The following is a 20,278-nucleotide window of genomic DNA, read 5'->3' on the forward strand; positions in this document are numbered from 1 at the left end:
TGCTGCTGCGCCGCACCCTCACTCGCCGCCGCGACCAGACCCGTAATCGACACTGCCAGGACACTGACGACACGACGCACTTCCGAGATCTGCATGACAGGACCCTTGCCGTTGCGCGGGTGACCCCGCTCGTTCTTGCCAATCCGTTCGGTCGGCATCTTGCCCCGGACTTCGACAATCCGCAACTGCGGAATCACGGTCGAGCCCGTCGATGCGCTGGCACCTTGTGCATCCACACATCCGAAAGCATCGTGTGCATCGGAAAGCCCTTAATGGCACTTTGCCACCCGACGGCGGCATACGGTACGACAACGAACACACACGATGCTCCGCGTCCGGAAACAGAGTTGCGCGCTGCTTGCTGTAGTGGGACTGATGTCTCAATGGCCGGGATTCTCCGGGCGAGATCGCTCGACGCTCGTGCGGCAGTCGGGGGACATCCGGCTCACGGTTTCGGGGATCACGTCCCGCGCACCTGCCCAGCCGAGCCGCATGCCTGCATCCGACAGCGCGGAGACTTTCATCGTCTTGTTCGGGGGCCCCCCAAAGGCGGGTGGCGACAACGAGGAGGCCTCCGCTCGGCGTGTCGAACGCAGAGGGTTTGGACTCAGGCTTCCGCGCCGCAATCCCGGACCTCCGCGCGCGGGTGACGATGCTGAACGCCGCCCGGCGTCCCCTCCGACGGCGGCCGCACCCGTCGCGGCGCCATCCGCTGCCAGTCGCCTGGCACGGGCCCGCGCGCTTTCATTCGCTCGTGCCCGCACGCTTCTCGCCCGGACGGGCGCCAGCGCGGTCGTGCCGATCGACGTGTATCCGGATGTCATCAACGGCTTTCACGCCGTCCTCTCGCCGGAAGTCCGCGATCGGCTGAGACGTGACCCGGACGTCACCGCTGTCATCCCGAATGCCACGGTCGTCGCACTTGGCGAGCAGATCGGACCGCCATGGCACCTCGACCGCCTGGACCAGCGCGTGATGCCCCTCAACAACAAGTATCTCTTCGAAACCACGGGCAAGGGTGTCGACGTCTACGTCCTCGACGGTGCGATTGACCTCACCCACTCCGAGTTCGAGGGCCGGGCTGGGATACTCGGTAACGGCGGAACCGACGCGAGTGTCTGGGCCCGTCTCCAGGCAACCCAGGGCAAGGCCTGCCAGAGTCATGGCACCGCCGTGGCGGGCGTGCTTGCCGGCGCTCAGTCGGGGGTCGCGAAGAGTGCGAATCTCATCTCGGTTCGCGTGCTGGACTGCAACGGGAAGGGCAATCTGGACGGCATTGCGAACGCCGTCGAGCAGGTAGGCCGTGCGATCGCCGCCGCGAAGCCACGACGAGCCGTGCTCAACTTCAGTGTCGGCGTGAAGCGCGTGCCTGACGCGGAGCCGCTCTTTCGGCGGGTGTTCCAGAACCTGGACGACGCAGTGATCGTGGCGGCAGCGGGGAACGACAACGAGGACGCGTGCTTCACGCTGCCGGCCGGCATACCCGAGATCCTGACAGTGGGCGCCACGACCAGCAAGGACCTGCGCCGGTTCGACTCGAACTTCGGAAAATGCGTGGACGTGTTCGCACCGGGCGACTTGATCCTCACCACGTTTCCCGGTGGACCCATTGGCAAGGTCGGCGGCACATCCTACGCCGCACCCATCGTCTCGGGCATTGCCGCACGGCTGCTGGAACGGTATCCCGCGATGAGTGCGCGAGATGTCGTGGCGACCATCCTGCGCATCGCAGTCCCGCAGAAGGTTGAAGGAGGATCAGCCCCGGCGGCGCTCCTTGCCTGCACCGATGGGATGGACGATGGAAAGCCTGGTGCGGTGGACAAGCCGTGAGCGGCACATAGCGACACGGACGTGCCCGCGCGAGGAACAGACGACAGGCCCGCTCTTGCCGCGGTTGCACGAGGCGCGCCGGTCCGCGGACGGATCTGGACGCCGATGCGCGTCCGAGCTCGCCGATGCGCCGGGGTTGCCCCCTGTGTCAGCGCCCCCGAGGCACCAGCGCCTGGTAGACCAGGTTCGTGAACCGTGACGGCAGGTCGCTGGAGTTCGGCATCTGCTGGATCATGAACACGATCACCAGCCGCTGCTCCGGGTCCACGGTGTACGACGACCCGTAGGCCCCGCCCCACCCGAAGCTCCCCACCGACTTGAAGCCATCCGCGCCAAGCCGGTCCACCGTGGAGAAGCCAAGCCCGAAGCCGCGACCGTCGGTGGAGTAAAGTGTGCCGACCTGGTTGGTGGTCATCAGCTCCACCGTGCGCGGTGCGAGGATGCGCGCACCATCCAGGATGCCGCCGTTGAGCAGCATCTGCAGGAAGCGCGCATAGTCGCCAGCGGTGGAGAGCAGCCCAGCGCCACCGCTGAAGCTCCGCCGCGGCCCCTCCACGTAGTGTCCCTGCCCACGCGCGCCGTCAGGGGCCCGCACGCTGCGGCGCGTCGAGTCGCTCATGTACACCGTGGCGATGCGGTCGCGCTGCCCCTCCGGAAGGAAGAAGTGCGTGTCGGCCATGCGCAGCGGCGCGGTGATGCGCGTGCGGATGAACTCGTCCAGCGACACGCCGGACACCCTCTCCACCACGCAGCCGAGGATGTCGGTGTTGTAGCCGTACACCCACGCGGCGCCCGGCTGCTGCACGAAGGGCAGCGTGCCAAGCGTCTCCATGGTGGTGCAGACCGGCTCGTCCTTGTCCGCCGTGTACCACCCCCACCCCGCCGCCGGACCGAGCTGCTTCGCGCGGTACTCCTCGGCTACCTGCCGGTCGGTGCCATACGAGATGCCGGCGGTGTGCGTGAGCAGGTCGCGAATGGTGATGGCTCGGCGAGCCGGCACCTTCTGCGGGAAACCTGCGGTGAGCACGGAGGTGTTCGCGAAGCTCGGGATGAAGCGGCTCACCGGGTCATCGAGGGTGAGCCGGCCCTGCTCCACCAACGACAGGATCGACACGCTGGTGAGCGCCTTCGTCTGGGACGCGATGCGGAAGATGGCATCGGTATTCATGCGCCGGTCGCCCGCCCTGTCAGACCAGCCGACCGCGCGTTCGTAGATCACCTTGCCATCGCGGAGCACCAGGCCGACGGCACCGGTGACGCTGCCGTCACTCACGGCGGCATCGAGCAGGGTGTCGAGGCGCGCGAGTCGTGCGGCGGAGACGTCGGTGCGCTTGCGGCCAAGCGCGACCCGTGAGCCCGCGATGGCGGCCGTCGAACCGGCGATGCCGGCGATCGGCGCGCGCTGGCCGGCGAGCGGCGAACTCGCCAGCACCAGCAGGGCTGCGAGCGCGCCGCGCAGGCGCATGCGGTGCGATGGACGGTAGGAATGTGTCATGACAGTCACGATGCCCCCACTTACGCGCTGCAGCAAGTTGCGTGCGATCAGGTCACCTCCCGCAGCGCCAGGCGGAACCCGGGGAGGACGTCTTCCCCGTCGAGCACGTCGTGGTGCCCCAGCGTCGCGACGCTCCCATCCAGACGGAACACCCGTGCCCGCTTCTGCACCGGCTCGATCACCCAGACCAGGCGTGTCCCGGCCGCCAGCCACTGCCGCACCTTCGCATCCAGTGCCCGGGTGCGATCGCCTCGGGAGCGGACCTCGATCGCGAGATCCGGGGCGAGTTCGGCGAAGCCGCGGTCCGGCGCCTCGGGTACGCGATCGGCACGCACGAAGGCGACGTCGGGTGCACGCACGGTGTCCGGGCCGCGCTTCAGGACGAACCCCGGGTCATTGCCGGAAACCACACCGAGCGGATTCTCGCGGAGCCACAGCTGGAGGGCGGTGGCGAGCCTGAGCGCGACGACCCCATGCCAGAATCCGGCGGGATTCCGCACCACCAGATGCCCTCGCAGGAGCTCGGTGCGCTTGCCTGGCAGGTCGTAGCGGAAGAGCTGTTCCGCCGTCATGCGCGCTGGTGGGTCCGGTGCGACGGCCATGGCGCCACGATATCATCGCGCCGCCCGCGGAGCGTCACCAGATTCGCGCGCAGCACCCTTCCACGACGATGCCCGAACAGCCGCGCCGCGTGGTAGGTTCGGATCGCCGACCCACCCGACCGGTTCACGCCTCCCGTGCCACCCCGGACCGCCCGATGGCCCTGAACGCCCGCGCGCTCGTCGCGCTCGTCGCGCTCTCCACGCTCGCCGCCTGTGCACCGCACCGCGCGCCTGCCACCTGGACCAACCCCCACGCCGCCGAACCCATCGGCACCGTGCGGCAGATGTACGATGGCACGCTGTCGGCCGAGCTCGCTGTCACGACCTTCCGCAACATCGACCGCCTCTTCCCCAGTCGCGTCGTCGCCCGGTCGCCCACCGCCACGCCGCTCCCCGCCGGCACGCCCCTCACCGCACCGGTCCTGTGCAGCGCCGGCAGCCAGGTGGTCTCGCTGGACGAGTACGTCCGCGTCAACCGAGTCAGCGGGCTGCTGGTGCTGAAGGACGGGCGCGTGGTGCTGGAGCGGTACGCATTCGGCAACACCCCGCGCACTCACTGGATGTCGATGTCCATTGCGAAGTCGGTCACCTCGACGCTGATCGGGATCGCGCTGGCCGAGGGCCGGATCGCGAGCCTCGACGACTCGGTGACACGCTACGTGCCGAGCCTGGCCGGCAGCGCGTACGCCGGTGTCAGCGTGCGACAGGTGCTGATGATGGCGTCGGGTGTGCGCTGGAACGAGACGTACACCGACTCCAGCTCCGACCGGCGCCACCTGCTCGAGGCGCAGGTGGCGCAGCGGCCCGGTGACGCCCTCGCCCTGATGGGGTCCCTGCCGCGCGCCGCGACTCCCGGCACGGTCTGGAACTACAGCACGGGCGAGACACTGGTGGCGGGCGAGATCGTGCGTGGCGCCGTGGGTGTGCCGCTCGCCGACTACCTCGGTGAGAAGCTCTGGAAGCCACTCGGCATGGAGAGTGAGGCGACCTGGTGGCTGGATTCGCCGGATGGCCACGAGATCGCGGGCAGCGGACTCACGGCCACGCTGCGCGACTACGCGCGGTTCGGCCAGTTCGTGCTGGACGATGGGGTGATCGGTGGTCGTCGCATCGTACCGGCGGGATGGTTTGCCGAGGCGGGGTCACCGAAGTCGCTGCCGAACGGCCGGACCCAGCCGTACGGCTACATGTGGTGGCCCGTGGCGGCGCCGGCGGGAAGCGTGCACGAGGGGGCCTTCAGCGCGCAGGGCATCTTCGGCCAGTACCTGTATGTCAATCCGCGGGACCGGGTGGTGATCGCGCAGTGGAGCGCCCAGGTGAAGCCGTCGGGGGGCGAGGTGATCGATCCCGATGCCTGCTTCGGCGCCATCACGGCCGCGCTGCGCCCGGGGCGCTGACATCACATCCCGGAAAGGGCGAGAGTGTGACACGCGGGTCGGCTCAGCCGTGCTCGCGATCGTACGCGCTGCCGCAGTGCACGTCAGGGACCGCGACGCCGGCGAAGACGTCAGAGGCTCCGCGAACTAGTGGCGTGCAATCGAAGTTCGGATAGCACACAGCCGGATGGGGCGCCTGGTTGGCCAGGCGAACACCGCAGCAATACCAGCGGTATTGCGAGGATGTTCAACGCCGCCAACCGGGATGCCCCGACCGGCGACTGCGTCCGGAACTTCGATTACACGCCACTAGACTCGTGCACGACGGCGTTGAGCCCGTTCACCACACAGCCCCGGCGCACACGCATGCCCACCGCAACGATCGCCCTCGCCAACCTCGCCATCCCCGCCTCCCGCGATGCTGCCATCACCGCTGCCGTCGCGTCCATCGCCGGGGCCGGACGCGCGGGCGCCCTGGTGCTCTGTTTCCCCGAGTGCTTCATCCCCGGCTACCGCTGGCCTGACGGCTCCCTCCCCGCCCCCGACCAGGCCTTCCTCGACACCGCCTGGGCCGCAGTCGGCACTGCCGCCCGCGATGCCAACGTCACCGTCATCCTCGGCACCGAGCGCATCACGCCGGCCGGCCTCCAGATCAGCGCCGCCGTCTTCGGCCCGGACGGCTCGCTGCTCGGCTGGCAGGACAAGGGACAGCTCGACCCGGGCGAGGAGTGGCAGTACCCGGCCTACGGCGGCGAACGCCACGTCTTCACCGCCGGTCCGCTGACCTTCGGCATCGTCATCTGCCACGAGGGCTGGCGCTACCCGGAGACCGTGCGCTGGGCGGCGCGGCGCGGGGCGCAGGTGGTCTTCCACCCGCACGCGGCGGTCGCGGAGCCGGGCTCGTATCGCCCCACGACCTTCGGCGACCCGGCCAACTCGTTCCACGAGTCCGCCGTGCGCTGTCGCGCAGCCGAGAACACGATCTGGTTCGCGTCGGTGAACTGTGCCAGCGAAGGGTCGCCGACGACGTCGGCGATCGCGCGGCCGGATGGGACGTTGCACGCATGGCAGCCGTATGGGCAGGCCGGGCTCCTGATTGCGGACATCGACCTGAGCCTGGCCACGGGGTTGCTGGCGTCGCGCTGCCGAACGTCACCGATGTAGTCTGCGCGGCGATGGCGCGTGTGTGCGCGGCCCTGCACGATCACCTCCGCCGACCCGGGAGCCCGACCCATGCATCGCGTCCTCCTCGTCGGCCCCGGCGGCGCCGGCAAGACCACCCTCGCCCGGCAGCTCGGCGACATCACCGGCCTCCCGGTCGTGCACCTGGACGCGCTGTACTGGCGTGCGGGGTGGGTCAGCACGCCGAAGGACGAGTGGGAACCGATCGTGGAGCGGCTCTGCAGTGCACCGACGTGGATCATGGACGGCAACTTCGGCGGCACCATCGACCAGCGCCTCGCCGCGTGCGACACCGTGCTCCTCCTCGACCTCGCGCCGTGGCGATGCCTCTGGCGCGTGCTCACACGCACGGTGCGCTACGCCGGCCGCTCACGCCCGGACATGGCGCCCGACTGTCCCGAGCGATTCGACGCGGCGTTCCTGTGGTGGATTGCGACCTATCGCCGCAAGAAGCTCCCGGCCCTGCTGGCGCGTCTGGAAGCGGCGCGCGGCGCCGGCACGAATGTCGTCATCCTGCGCACTCCCGACGAGGTCGAGCGGTTCCTCGCCGACGTGCGTGCAACCCGTGACGCCGTGGCAACGGCGGCGGTCAGCCCTCGCTGATCACGAACGTCCCCGCCGCCAGGTCCGCCGCCAGCGTCGCCACCGCGCCCCCGTTGCTCCACCGCAGCTTCAGCTCGTGCGACGCTGATGGCAGCACCTCCAGCGTCGCATCCCACCCGAATGCTGGACACGACGCCCGGAACCGCAGCAACTCCAGCTGCTGCTGCACGACAGCACGCGACAACCCAGCGTCGATGTCCGCATGCGACAGGTTCGTCCGGTTGATCTCCTTGTGCCCACCTGCCCCGGCGCGCTCCACCGCCGCGTGATCGTTCTCCCCCGCGAACAGGTCCAGGTACCACACCTGCGGCTTTCCCGGCATGAACAGCTGGATCGCCCGTGCCAGCAGCAGCCGCTCCTCGTCACCACCCAACGCGCTGAAGTACGTCGCGTTCACCTGGTAGTAGGTGTTCTTCTGCCCGTGCAGGTCCTTCACGTACCCGCCGCGGCCCACCACCACCGCGATCAGCGACTCGATCTGTGCATCCGTCAGCAATCCGCGCAGGTCCAGCAGCGGGATGCCGTCGTGACAGCCGAGCATGTTCACCGTGCGCAGCCCCTTCGCCTGGATGTCCGCGATCCAGCGCAGGATGGCCTCGTTCGTCTGCCGCTCGAACGCGTCGATCAGCAGGCCGGGCAGGAAGAAGTCGTACGTCAGGAACCCACGCTCGGCGATCTGCTCGTGCGTGCGGTCGCCGTAGCTGGTGTGGATCTCAGGCAGCAGCTGCAAGCCGTACTTCTCCGCCAGCCCCGCCACACGGGCCAGGCACTCCCACGTCTCGGGGTCGTTGAAGAAGTTGCGCTTCCCCACCGCCTTCGGCGCATACGCGAAGGCATCCAGCCGCACGATGCTCGCGCCGTACGCCGCCAGCTGCCGCAGCACGTCGTCGTAGAACTCCCACACCAGCGGCGAGCGGATGTCGAGGTCCATCTGGCCGAGGTACACACGGCGCGACTCGAGCAGGTTCACGACCACGTCGCGACGCGTCGTGAAGTCCGCGAGATCCATGGTCGCCGGCTTCTTCCCTGCCGCCAGCTCGGAGCGCACCAAGGACTCCAGGCGTCCCGCCTCGGAGTACTGCAGGCCCAGCACCGACATGAACTCCTGCCGGTCCGGCACGCGGTACTGCACCTCCTGGTAGAAGGTGTTCCAGTACGGCACGTCGCGACCGTCGGGAAAGCGCACCGGCAGGATCGGTAGCCCGGGCTTCCGGAAGAACATGTCCGCGATCAGCGCCGCATCGGGCTGGATGTAACCCTGGTCCGTGACAGTGCCGTGGCCGGCCCAGAAGCGGTTCCAGTCGATGAAGAAATCGCGATAGCGTGAGTTCTCACCATGCTGAAGCAGGTCCTGAAACTGCGGCGACAGCACCGACGCGTGGTTCAGGATGAAGTCGAGCTTCAGGTCGATGCCGAGCGCCTGCAGGGCCGCCAGGTCTTCCGACGTCGCGAGGTCGCGATTGAGCCCGTAGTCGATGACCGAGAAGCCGCGATCGAGATCGGTATGGTACAAGCTGGGCAGGATGTAGAACGACTCGAACGTTCCCGCCAGCTCCGGACGGCGCAGGAACGTCACGATGTCGCCGAGCCGTCCACCGATGCTGTCGGGGTATGCATTCAGCATCGGGCCGGCGCCCATGGGCTGCGATCGTGCGTTCACTGCGGTGTCTCCCGCGCGTCGAGGCGCGACCTGAAGTCGTCGGACCAGCCCACGTCGCGAAGATAGCGGCCCGGGGTCGCAGCGTCATTCTGCGTCGACCACCCGCGTGCCTGACTCACCGGGTGCCGGTCTTGCCTCCGACCACCGCCCACAGCGCCCGCTCGACCATCGCCGCCGTCCATCCATCGCCCAGCGCCGTCGCACGCGTCCGCAGCTGCTCGGCGTACTGCGCGTAGTAGCCGAGCGTCCACTTCACGACGCCCAGCTCCGGCACCTGCGCCGCCACCAGCTCGTCGAAGAACGGATAGACGTGCGGCATCAGGGCCGCCAGCACCGCCGATGCCGTCGCCGGGCCGACGCCATCCAGTTTCGCGATCTCCCCCACCGGCTTCGTCGGCTGCGGGCAGTGGCTCATTGCGCGGACCATCGTCTCCACGACCAGGTCGGGATCGTTCGCCTTCACCCGCACCAGGTTCGGCGCCCGCCAGACGCCGCGATACATCTTCCACTCCGTCACCTGCACCAGCTCCGCGAGCGTCACGAACGGGAGCCGCCGGTCCGTGAAGACCAGCGGAAGCTCCTCACGGTACCACGTGTCCAGTGCCGGGAGCTTCGGCACGCCCTGGGCCGCAATGACCTGCGGATACGACTCGAGCGCGCGTCGCCACGCGCGCTCGTCGTCGGACTCCCACAGCGGGGCCCCGCTCACGCCCGCCGCCCCGCCGCACCCGGCATCATGACACCAGGTGTCATGGCGTGGCCGTGCACCCCTCGGCCTTCGCACACTCCGGATCGATCGGGGCCAGTCGCAGGCGCGTCAGCTCCCTGTTCACCGCCGCAAGGTCCGTCGCCCAGATCTGGTTCAGGCGCGTGGTGTAGCGACCGAGCTGCGTCGTCAGGATGCCGAAGATCTCGGGCATGTTGGTCGTCGGCCGACCATCGCCACGCTCGGCCATCGAGAGCAGCGTCGCGAGGCGGTTGTTCACGCGGATCGGGAAGTTCAGCGGGTCCTGGCCGCTCTGGTTGCGCACCTGGTACACACTGTCCTCGACCACGCTCGCATTCGTCACCAGCGTCGCACCGGCCGCCTTCAGCGCGGCATCGTCGGCTGCCTTCTTCTGCCGGTCCGCGAGCTGCGCCTTCATGTTGCGCACTGCGATCACGGCCCGATTGGCCTCGGTGGCCTTGTCACGCACGCGGCGGCCGAACTGGTACTGCGCCGCGAGGTCGGCGTCGGTCACGTCGGTGATCCACGGGTTCCGCTTCACCACCAGCGGTGCGGTGGCAACGCGGTTGTCGGCCGTCAGGCGTGCGGTGTAACGTCCCGGCGGCACCGCTGGTCCGGCCGTGCCGGCGCCCCACAGGATCATGCCGGGGAACGACACGATGCCTTGCGTGCGCAGGTCCCACTCGAATCGATTCAGCCCTGCGCGCGCCGGGATCGAGGCGTCGCCACCGCGACGGCGACCGCGCGGGCGCGGCCCGGTGCCGCTGCTGGTGTCGGCCTGCATCGTGCGCAACACGGCGCCCGTCGAGTCGAGGATCTCGAGGGTGGCGTTCTTGGTGCCAGACTTCAGGAAGTAGCTGATCGTGAGCCCCGCACCCGACCGGTAGCCCGGTGGCGGCGTGAAGACGTGCACTTCGGACGCCAGCACCTGCGGCGTCGCCTGGCGCAGCGGCGTGATGTTGTCCAGCACCCAGAAGCCACGCCCGTGTGACGAGATGACCAGCTCGTTCGCCTCGACGATCACGTCCGACACCGGCACGTCCGGCATGTTGAGCATCAGCGACGTCCAGTTCGCGCCGTCGTCATACGAGATGTACACGCCATGCTGCGTGCCGGCGTAGAGCAACCCCTTGCGCGTGGGATCCTCGCGCACGGCATGCACGTAGGCGTCGGCGCGGATCCCGGTCACGATCTTCGTCCAGGTGCGGCCGTAATCGGTGGTCTTCCAGATGTACGGCGAGAAGTCGTTCAGCAGCGGCTTGCGCACCGACATGTAGGCCGTGCCCGGCGCGAAGTTGCTGGCGTCGATCTGGCTCACGCGCCCGAAGTCGGGCATGTCCTTCGGCGTGATGTTGGTCCAGGTGCGGCCGCCGTTCTGCGTCACGTGCACGAGGCCGTCGTCACTGCCGGTCCAGATGACATTGATGTCCTTCTTGCCCGGCGCCACGGAGAAGATTGTGCCGTAGACCTCGGGGCCGTTCATGTCACCCGTGATCGGGCCGCCCGACTTCTCCTGCGTGATCGGGTCGTGCCGCGTGAGGTCGCCGCTGAGGGCGGCCCACGTCTTGCCGCCGTCCATCGTGCGCCACAGGCGCTGCGACGACACGTAGAGCGAGCGCTTGTCGATCGGTGAGAAGATGATCGGGTACGTCCACTGCCAGCGCTCGCGGATCTCCTTCGACGGCTCGCCGGAGTAGAACCACGGGTACGGGTTCACTTCGCGCGCCTGCCCGGTGCGCCGGTCGAACTTGTCGAGGTAGGCGCCGTTGTTGGTGCCGGAGTAGAACAGGTCGGGGTTGCGCGGATCGGGGGCGATGTAGCCCGGCTCACCACCACCGGCCATGTACGACACCGCCATGCCGCCGGCGGTGAGGTCGGAGTCCAACCGGCGCATCGCACCTGTGTCCGTCCCGGCCGCACGCGCCGCCTGCTGCGCGGTGAACGCGCCGAGGTTCCAGTTGTAGGGCGTGCAGAGCGTGGAGTTGTCCTGCTGCGACCCGCAGACGTGGAACGGGATGTGGGTGGTCGTGATGACGTGGTACCACTGCTCGGTCGGGAAGTCCTGGTCGGTCCACTTGCCGCCGGTGTTGCGCGTCACCGTGCCGCCGCCGTCGTTCGCGGCCACGAGGTGCGCCGGGTCATCGGGATCGACCCACAGGTCGTGCCAGTCGCCATGTGACCCGCCGTCGATCGCCGTGAGCGTCTTGCCGGCATCGGTGGAGCGGAAGATCGACGTGTTCTGCGCGTACACCACGTCGGCGTTCTTCTGGTCGGCGAAGAGGTGCGTGTAGTAGAACGCGCGCTGCCGGATGCTGCGGCTGTAGTTCATCGGCGTCCAGGTCGCGCCGGCATCGTCGCTCTTGAACAGGCCGCCGCTGTCGTTCTCCACCAGCGCGTACACCCGGTTGGAGTTCGCCGCGGTGGTCGCCACGCCGATGCGGCCGATGAGGCCGGGCGGCAGGCCGGGATTGCGCGTGATCTCGGTCCAGGTCTCGCCGCCGTCGGTGCTCTTGAACAGCCCGCTGCCCGGCCCGCCGCTCGACATCTGGTATTCCTTCCGGTACGCCTCCCACAGCGCGGCGTACATGACGTTCGGATTCGCGCGGTCGAAGGCGATGTCGATGGCACCGGTCTTCTCATCGCGGAACAGCACCTTCTTCCAGGTGGTGCCACCATCGGTGCTCTTGAAGACGCCACGCTCGGGACTCGGCACGCTGTACTTGCCGAAGCTCGCGACGAAAACGATGGCGGGGTTGGTCGGGTGGATGCGGATCTTCGAGATGCCGTGTGACTCGGAGAACCCGACATGCTTCCAGGTCTTGCCGGCGTCCTGGCTGCGGTAGACGCCATCGCCGGGCATGATGTTGCCGCGGATGGCGGTCTCACCCATCCCGATGAACACGAGGTCGGGATTCGTCTCGCTCACCGCCACCGCGCCGACCGAGGCGCTGCGGACCTGGCCGTCGGTGATCGGTGCCCAGGTCTCGCCGCCGTCGGTGGTCTTCCACAGCCCGCCGCCGGTGGCGCCGAAGTAGGCCTCGTTCGGCCGCCCGCGCACGCCACTCGACGCGATCGATCGGCCGCCACGGTCGGGGCCGATGTTGCGCCAGCGGTACCCCGCGAGGAGTGCGCTGTCCGGCAGGGCAGCGGCCGTCGCGGCCGGCGCGGCATCGCGGGGGAGGTGCCCCGGCAGCACCGCCGACAGCGCGGCAGCGAGCGGGAGCGCGAGCAGGAACAGCGGGCGCGGCGAGAACATGTCGGGCTCGGTGGAAGGCGACCGTGGGTGGGGACGCGGGCTATCCGACGGCAACGCCGGAGATCAACGCAACGTTGAACCTGCCTCAGCGGCGCGCAAGGTGCACGGATTGGATGTCAAGATCCCCGTCCCCTTGGTGCCATTCCGGCGCCGAGGGTGCACGAATCCGATGTCAAGATCCCCGTCCCCTTGGTGCCATTCCAGCGCCGAGGGTGCACGAATCCGATGTCAAGATCCCCGTCCGCTTGGTGCCATTCCAGCGCCGAGGGTGCACGAATCCGATGTCAAGATCCCCGTCCCCTTGGTGCCATTCCAGCGCCGCTCACACCGCCCGCGCCACCTGGCCCCGCGCCGTGTCGATCGTCAGCAGGTCACCCGTGCGCACCTGCCCCAGGATCCCGTGCACGTTCGTCACCGACGGCACCCCCAGCTCGCGGAGGATGATCGACGCGTGCGACAGCTCGCCGCCGGTCTCCACCACCACGCCGGTGACGCGGCGGAAGAGCAGCGCCCAGGCGGCGTCCACCGCGGGCGCCACCAGGATCGTCTCACCGGCGGCCCATCCGGCCGGCGGTGACGACGTCGGCCCCTCGGCACACCACGCCCGGCCGCTCACCCGCCCCGGCGCGAGGCCGATGCCCTGCCACTCGCCACGCCCGGGGGTGACGGCGCGGCGGGGGTCGCGGCGCAGGCGGTCGTAGCGCCGGAACACCTGCGGGATGGTCACCACCGCCTGCTCCTGCCGCTGCGCCTCGCGCGCGGCGAAGAACGCCGCGTCATAGCTCGCGCCGTGATCCAGCGCCGACGCCTCGTCCACCGAGAGGAGCCAGATGTCGTCGTGCCGGCGCAGCGCGCCACGCTGCACCGCACGCTCGGCGGCGTCGTGCAGCAGCTCGCGGATCATCGCGAACGCCACCATCGCATCGTCACGCAGCCCTTCACGCGCGTTCAGCGGGCGCCGCGCCAGCCAGAACAGCGGGAGCGTGAGCCACTCCAGGATCGTGCGAGGCGGCAGCGTGCGCGGCGCGATTGGATAGGCCAGCTCGTGCCGCAGGAGTGCCAGCACCGCCGCCGGCTGCTCACGCCAGCGCGCCTGCGCCAGGTCGCTCTCGTACGGGCCGCGATGGCCGTACCGCTCCAGCCACTGCTTCCACTCGAACGCGCCCCCCTGGCTCGCCGGCGGCTCACCGACGGCGATCCGGGCGATGTCATCGGGATGGTCGCGCACGGCAGGCACCACGTCGCGGCGCAGCGCCTCCACCACGTCGCTGCCGGGCGTGCGCTGGCGGGAGAGGTGCGCGGCGAGCGTGCCCGTGCGCCGCAGCAGCGCCAGCGGCGTGGCCATCGCCGCCGTGAGGCTGAACATGGACTGGACCAGCAGCACGTAGCGGCGCTGCGCCGCCTGCACCAGCGGGGCCACCTGCCCCTCCGACTGCAGCAGGTCGCGCGAGAGGATGGTGAGCCGCGCGCGGCGCGTGCTGCTGACCGCCGTGAACTGCGCCCACACGATCCGCAGCAGTGGCAGCCAGGCCGTCATCACGCGGCTGAGGCGCACGCCCACCGGGCGCACGTCGCGGCCGCCGATGGCATCGGTGACCATCCGCGTCGGCAGCCCCCAGGTGCGCAGCATGTCGGTGAGCAGTGACAGGTTGATCACCGGCCGCCCCTCGAACACCTCGATGAACGGCCGCGTGGCCGGCAGCGCGGCGTCCACGCGGCGGTACCACGCGAACAACCCGCCGGCGCAGCTCGCGATCAGCGTCGCCATGAAGCGGCTGGGGAGCGGCGGCAGGATCTCGCGGTGGTTGGCGAGGGTGAACCACTCGTTGCGCACGGTGGCGCGGGTCACGGGCCGGAGCTGCACCACCCAGCAGGTACGGCCGTCGTCGGCCCACTCCACGTCCCAGTCGCCGGTGCCCCAGCGGTTGACCCGCGCCAGGTCGCGGATGAGCTGCAGCACGCGCTGCAGCCGCTGCGCCCACGACGGCAGCAGCACGTCGGCGGGTTCACCACGACGCACGCGCGGCACGTCCAGCGTCTTGCCCCCGACCTTGCCGGTGAGGAGGTCCTCGGCCGTGCCGTCCACCATGTTCACGAGGTCGTCCTCGTGTTCGCGCTCGGTGAACGCCACGCCGGCATGGCGCGCATCCACGAGGCGCATCACCAGCAGGTCGCGGCGCGGGGCGCGCCCCTCACCCGAGTCGTGGACGCGCCGGGCCGCAGCGGCGAGCGCCGCACGGTCCACGCCGAACACGCGCATCACGCTCACGTAGGCGCCGGCCCCGCTGGCCTGCGGGGCATCCTCCGTGCTGAACGCCGACCGCACGATCAGCGTCGCCTCGGCCAGCTCGGGGGGCAGCGGACAGCGGGCGGCGATCCAGTCGTGGACCTGGTCGTCCGGGACGATGATGCCCTCGGGCACCTTCAGGCCGGCGACGGCCGCACGGTGGAGCATCGCGGCCTTGGGGGCGGCGTCCCGCGCGCGCGGGTCGTTGCCGCCGACGGCGACGTAGTGGTCGCTCACACCAGCTCGTGCGCCAGCGACGTGATGCGTCCCGCGTACGACACGGGCGCATCGAGCATCGGGAAGTGATCCCACGCCGGCTCGACGACGACCTGCGCGTCCGGCAGCACGGTCGCGTACGCCTCTGCCAGCGACGGCGCCACCACCCGCTCGCTGCCGCCCCAGAGCACGGCCGCGGGGATCGTGACCGGTGCCAGCGAGTCGAACCAGCGCGGCGTGATGAGGTCGAACATCCGGCTGAATGCGGCACAACGCCCGTAGTTCTCGAAGAACGCCGTCACCACGCGATCGGGCACCGCGGCGCGGAAGAAGCGCCGGCGCCAGATGGGGCGCAATGTGGGTGACGCGAGCGCCTGCTGCGCCAGCCAGCGCATGGCGCGGGCACGGAGCAGCGTCGGCAGGAACCGCGTGTCGAGCTGTGCACCGACGGGCGAATGCAGGATCACCGCATGTACGAGGTGCCGGTGGCGCTGCAGGAACTCGAGCACGATGGCCCCGCCGACGCCATGGCCGAGCAGCACCCGCGGCGTGGGTGTGGCCTCCACGATGTCGGCCAGCCATTCCGCATACGCGCGCATGGAGGGCAGCGGCTGCGTGCGGCCGGCCGAGCCGAACCCCGGCAGGTCCGGGGCCACGAAACGGATGTCCTGCGGCACGCGCTCGGCCACCAGCGAGAACCGGAATGCACCGCCCCCGTTGCCATGCACGGCAATCACCGTCACCGGGGTGACGTGCGGGGGAGACAGTGCGACGGTCTGGGGCATGGGATCGTGAAGCTATCCGCGTCGGGCGGGCAATGCAGCCGCGCCCGCTGCGTGGCAGCGTGCGGCGTGTCCGGTGTTCGTGTGACCAGGCAACCCCGCGGTCCGCACATGCGGCAGCGGACGTGGGCGCTCAGCCGAACCGCGGCGGACGCTTCTCCATGAATGCCGACACCGCCTCGCGGAACTCCGGGCCGCGCAACTGGGCGGCGAAATCGCGGGCCTCGACGGCGATGCGATCGGCGATCACCCCGTCCTCGCGCTTCAGCAGCGCCTTCGAGAGGCGCAGCGCTGCCGGTGCCTTCGCCGCCAGCGCCTCGGCCCATCCCATCGCGTGCCACTCGGCCTCACCGGGCTCACAGACCGTGTTGACGATGCCGTAGCGCGCTGCGGTCTCGGCGTCGAACGCCTCACCCAGGAGCAGCAGCTCGGCGGCGCGCGGGTGTCCGAGCATCCGCGGCAGGATCAGGCTCGATGCCGCCTCTGGCACCAGTCCCAGGTTGATGAACGGCAACGCGAAGCGCGCGGCCGGGTCGGCAACGATCAGGTCACAGTGCAGCAGCATCGTGGTGCCGATGCCGACCGCCACTCCATTCACGGCCGCGACGACCGGCTTGGCGAAGGTGGAGATCGCGGCGAGGAACTGCAGCACCGGGCTGTCGGCATCCATCGGCGGCGCGGTCGCGAAGTCGCGCAGGTCGTTGCCGCTGGTGAAGGCATCACCGGTCCCGGTGATCACCACCACCCGCGTCTCGTCCGACGTCGCGGCATCGTGCAGCGCCGCGGTCATGGCGCGGTACATGTCCACCGTGAGCGCGTTCTTCTTCTCCGGGCGCGCCATGCGGATGGTCAGCACCATGCCGCTGCGCTCGAGCTGGATGTGTTCGGTCATGCCCGAAGGATCACGCCCGGCGCGAGGGCACGCCAGTGGCCGGTCGCGGCCACTGACGCCCCTCGCTGCACCGCCGGCACCAGGTCAGAAGATGACGGCGGCCGGCGCACGGTTCCGCAGGAGCTGCCGGAACGCCGTGAGGTCGGTGCCCATCACCGTCTCGTACTGTGCCCGCACCTTCTGCAACTGCGCACGCAGCACCGACTGCACCTGCCGGTGCGCCTCGGTGGGCGCGTAGTCCGACGTCGCGATGCTCTGGCTGAGGTAGACGAGCTGCTCGCCGAGCTTGAAGGGATACCGGATCAGGTCCTGCCCGCGCCCTGTCGTGCGCACCTGCAGGAGCTGCTCCTCCACGGCCAGCAGCCGCTTCTCCATCGAGTCGGCCTGCTGGCGCAGGTCGGTGAGCGTGGAGTCCCCTCCGAGCGTGGCCTTCACCGTGGCAAGCTGTGCCCGCGCCACCTCGAGCGCGTTGACCATCTCCACCACGGCGTTCAGGTCCGCCGCCAGTTCACCCGCCATCGCGGCCTGGGCGACGATCTCCGCATCGGCGGCGCCCGAGGACGGGTCGCGACGCACCTCGAGCGGCTGCGACTGCCGCTGCCCTGCCGCTGCGACAGTCACGGTGTACGTGCCCGGCGTGACGAGGGCGTCGATGCGGCCCAGCCCCGGCGACGCCTTCCCTTCCGCCGGATAGCGCACCTCGGGGGAATATGGGTTCGCCGCGCGCAGGAGCGGCTCCTTCGTCGCGTCGGTGGCCAGGTTCCACCAGACGCGGTTCATGCCCGCCTTGCCCTTCACACGCTGCGTGCGCACCACGGTGCCGGCGGCGTTGGCCATGGTGAGCGTGACGCTGTCCTTCGCGTCTGCCTGGAGCCAGAAATGCAGCGAGGCGCCATACGGCGGGTTGGTGCCGTTGACGGGATCGTCGTAGTCGGCGAACGGCGCCTCGGCGGTGCGGAAGCGATACGCCGGGCGCGGGGCGTAGAGGTGCAGCGGCTTCGACGCGATGTCGGCCGGGATCGCGCGCAGGGGCGAGATGTCGTCGAGGATCCAGAAGCCGCGGCCGTAGGTGGCGATCACCAGGTCGCTGAACTGCTCCTGCACGGTGATCCAGTAGACCGGTGCGTGCGGGAGGTTGCCCTGCAGCGGCTGCCAGCGCTCACCGTCGTTGAACGAGACGTACACGCCGTTCTCGGTGCCGGCATACAGCAGCCCGCGCCGCACCGGATCCTCGCGCACGACGTGCACGTACGACACTGGCGACTTCGGGATGCCGTTGACGACCAGCTGCCAGGTGCGGCCGAAATCGGTGGTCCGGTAGATGAACGGGTCGCGGGAGTTCGCCTGGTGCGCATCCACCGACAGGTATGCCGTGGCATCGTCGTACCGGCTCGGCTCGATGTTCGAGATCGTGCCCCAGTACGGCAGGCCGGGGAGCGCGGCGGAGAGATCGGTCCAGGTCGTGCCACCGTCCCGCGTGAGGTGCAGCTTGCCGTCGTTGGTGCCGGCCCAGATCACGCCGGCCTGGCGCGGCGACTCGGCGATCGCGAAGACCACCCCCGAGTACTCCACGCCGATGTTGTCGGGGGTGAGGCCGCCAGAGCGGATCATGCGCGAGCGGTCGTTGCGCGAGAGGTCGGGGGAGATCACGCTCCAGGTGCGGCCGCCGTTGGTCGTCGCGTGCACGTGCTGCGACCCCACGTACACCTTCTTCGCATCGTGCGGCGAGAGCGTCACCGGGAATGTCCAGACGAAGCGGTACTTCACCTCGTCGGCGGCATGCCCGATGGCCCCCTGCGGCCAGACCTCCACCTGCGTGGAGAGCTTCGTGCGCACGTCGTATCGCGTCACGATGCCACCCACCGAGCCGTAGCCGGAGGCGCTCGACCAGACCAGGTTCGTGTCCACGCGGTCCGGTTGTGCCCACCCCGACTCGCCGCCACCCACCGACGTCCAGGCGCCGCGCGGGATGCCGAACTCGCCAAGCTTGTTGTTCGACGGGCCCATCGTGGAGGGGCCGTCCTGCCGGTTGCCGTAGAGGTTGTACGGCACGCGGTTGTCGGTGGCCACGTGGTACACCTGCGCGATCGGCAGCTGGATGCGCCGCCAGGTGAGGCCGCGGTTCTCGGTGATCGAGATGCCGCCGTCGTGGCTCACGATCATGCGCGCCGCGTTGGTGGGATCGATCCAGATGTCGTGGTGGTCGCCGCCTGGCGTGCTGCGCACGGGCGGGTCGATGATCGTCTTCCCGCCGTCGAGCGTCTGCGCCCAGCTGGCGGTGAGGAAGTAGGCCTCGTCCGGGTTGTCCGGCATCGCCGCCATGCGGTTGTAGTAGTGCGTGCGGCCGGCCACCTGCTGGTCGTAGCTCACCACCTGCCAGTTCGTGCCCCCATCGTCGGAGCGCCAGAGCCGACCGCGCGTGGTCTCGCGGATGTTGGTGGCGGGCACCCCGTCACCCGCCTCGATCAGCGCGTAGATGCGTCCGGAGTTCGCCTTCGACATCGCGAGGCCGATCTTGCCCACCTGCGTCTCGGGGAGCCCATGGCCGGTGAGGCGCTTCCAGGTGGTGCCGCCGTCGCGCGAGGTCCAGATGCCGCTGCCGGCGCCGCCCGACTGCCGGCCCCAGGTCTGGATCTGGAGCTGCCACATGCCTGCGAAGAGGATGCGCGGATTGTTCGGGTCCATCACGAGTTCCGACGCACCCGTGCTGTCGTTCACGAACAGGACCTTCTCCCAGCTGCGGCCGCCGTCCATCGTGCGATGGATGCCGCGGTCCGGCTGCGGACCGTAGGCGTGGCCCAGCGACGCGACGTAGACGATGTCCGGGTTGGTCGGGTGCACCACGATGCGCGAGATGCGCCCGGTGTTCTCGAGCCCCATCTTCGTCCACGACTTGCCGGCATCGGTGGAGCGGAACACGCCCCACCCCACCGAGATGTTCGAGCGGATGAACGGCTCGCCGGTGCCGGCCCAGACGACGTTCGGGTCCGATGGAGCCACCGCCAGCGCCCCGACGGACGACACCGGCTGGTCGTCGAACACCGGCTTCCACGTCACGCCGCCGTCAGCTGTCTTCCAGAGGCCACCGGAGGCGGCGCCCGCGTAGTACGTCGTGCGGTCGCCGGCCACGCCGGCCACCGAGGTCACGCGGTTGCCTTCCGGCCCCACGTGGCGCCAGGCGAGGTTCTGCAGCGCCGTGGAATCGACGCCGGCGGGCATCGCGGGCGTCGCGGGTTTCCGTTGGGCGCTCGCTGGTGCCGCGGCCGCGCCGAGCAGCAGGGCCAGACCGGTGGCCGCGCGCCAGCGTGGCGACGGCTGAAGTCGGGGAGTGGACATGGGTGGGCTCCGGGTGGGAGTTCTGGTCCCCGCG

Annotated in this window: 13 protein-coding genes; 4 read left to right on the forward strand and 9 right to left on the reverse strand. The window is 69.7% G+C overall.

All coding sequences use genetic code 11. The annotated features are described in order from the left end of the window. Nucleotides 1–795: 795 nt before the first annotated feature. Nucleotides 796–1,830, forward strand: coding sequence for a S8 family peptidase (locus tag IT355_02310; GenBank protein ID MCC7052071.1), 1,035 nt, complete (start codon nt 796–798; stop codon nt 1,828–1,830). Between the two features lie 148 nt (nt 1,831–1,978). On the opposite strand, the gene IT355_02315 is transcribed toward IT355_02310, so the two are convergent. Together IT355_02315 and IT355_02320 are read right to left on the reverse strand one after the other, a co-directional pair. Further along, the gene (locus IT355_02315) at nt 1,979–3,325 is read right to left on the reverse strand and encodes a beta-lactamase family protein (protein MCC7052072.1); all 1,347 of its coding nucleotides are present in this window, start codon (nt 3,323–3,325) and stop codon (nt 1,979–1,981) included. 47 nt (nt 3,326–3,372) lie between these two features. After that, nucleotides 3,373–3,927, reverse strand: a complete 555-nt coding sequence (locus tag IT355_02320) for a Uma2 family endonuclease (GenBank protein MCC7052073.1) — start codon at nt 3,925–3,927, stop codon at nt 3,373–3,375. A 155-nt stretch (nt 3,928–4,082) separates the two neighbouring features. Here IT355_02320 and IT355_02325 point away from each other — a divergent pair, with 155 nt between their 5' ends. The 3 genes from IT355_02325 (at nt 4,083) to IT355_02335 (ending at nt 7,088) form a co-directional block, all read left to right on the forward strand. Beyond that, nucleotides 4,083–5,324: a serine hydrolase gene (locus IT355_02325; protein MCC7052074.1), complete on the forward strand. Its 1,242-nt coding sequence runs from the start codon at nt 4,083–4,085 to the stop codon at nt 5,322–5,324. Between the two features lie 345 nt (nt 5,325–5,669). Next, nucleotides 5,670–6,467, forward strand: a complete 798-nt coding sequence (locus tag IT355_02330) for a carbon-nitrogen hydrolase family protein (protein ID MCC7052075.1) — start codon at nt 5,670–5,672, stop codon at nt 6,465–6,467. Nucleotides 6,468–6,536: 69 nt separating this feature from the next. Continuing rightward, the gene (locus tag IT355_02335) at nt 6,537–7,088 is read left to right on the forward strand and encodes a hypothetical protein (protein MCC7052076.1); all 552 of its coding nucleotides are present in this window, start codon (nt 6,537–6,539) and stop codon (nt 7,086–7,088) included. Here IT355_02335 and IT355_02340 read toward each other — a convergent pair. From IT355_02340 to IT355_02370, 7 genes are all read right to left on the reverse strand, one after another. Then, nucleotides 7,075–8,748 carry a hypothetical protein gene (locus IT355_02340; GenBank protein MCC7052077.1) on the reverse strand — a complete coding sequence of 558 codons (1,674 nt, stop codon included), beginning with the start codon at nt 8,746–8,748 and terminating at the stop codon, nt 7,075–7,077. The two genes, IT355_02335 and IT355_02340, sit on opposite strands and share 14 nt — an antisense overlap. Before the next feature lie 115 nt (nt 8,749–8,863). Continuing rightward, on the reverse strand, nt 8,864–9,457 hold the full coding sequence (locus IT355_02345; GenBank protein ID MCC7052078.1) for a hypothetical protein: 594 nt from the start codon (nt 9,455–9,457) through the stop codon (nt 8,864–8,866). A 40-nt stretch (nt 9,458–9,497) separates the two neighbouring features. Further along, entirely contained in the window at nt 9,498–12,731 is a 3,234-nt protein-coding gene (locus IT355_02350) for a glycosyl hydrolase (GenBank protein MCC7052079.1), read from the reverse strand. A gap of 322 nt (nt 12,732–13,053) precedes the next feature. Further along, a complete protein-coding gene (locus IT355_02355; GenBank protein ID MCC7052080.1) occupies nt 13,054–15,255 on the reverse strand; it encodes a hypothetical protein in 2,202 nt (733 codons plus the stop codon). After that, complete coding sequence (locus tag IT355_02360; GenBank protein MCC7052081.1) at nt 15,252–16,019, reverse strand: alpha/beta fold hydrolase; 768 nt, start codon at nt 16,017–16,019, stop codon at nt 15,252–15,254. The genes IT355_02355 and IT355_02360 overlap by 4 nt, the downstream gene beginning before the upstream one ends. Before the next feature lie 130 nt (nt 16,020–16,149). Beyond that, nucleotides 16,150–16,908, reverse strand: a complete 759-nt coding sequence (locus IT355_02365; protein ID MCC7052082.1) for an enoyl-CoA hydratase/isomerase family protein — start codon at nt 16,906–16,908, stop codon at nt 16,150–16,152. Nucleotides 16,909–16,992: 84 nt separating this feature from the next. Then, nucleotides 16,993–20,244 (reverse strand): hypothetical protein, encoded by a 3,252-nt coding sequence (locus tag IT355_02370; GenBank protein ID MCC7052083.1) that lies wholly within the window; start codon nt 20,242–20,244, stop codon nt 16,993–16,995. Nucleotides 20,245–20,278 lie beyond the last annotated feature (34 nt).

The sequence above is a fragment of the Gemmatimonadaceae bacterium genome (assembly GCA_020851035.1).
Lineage (GTDB): Bacteria > Gemmatimonadota > Gemmatimonadetes > Gemmatimonadales > Gemmatimonadaceae > JACMLX01.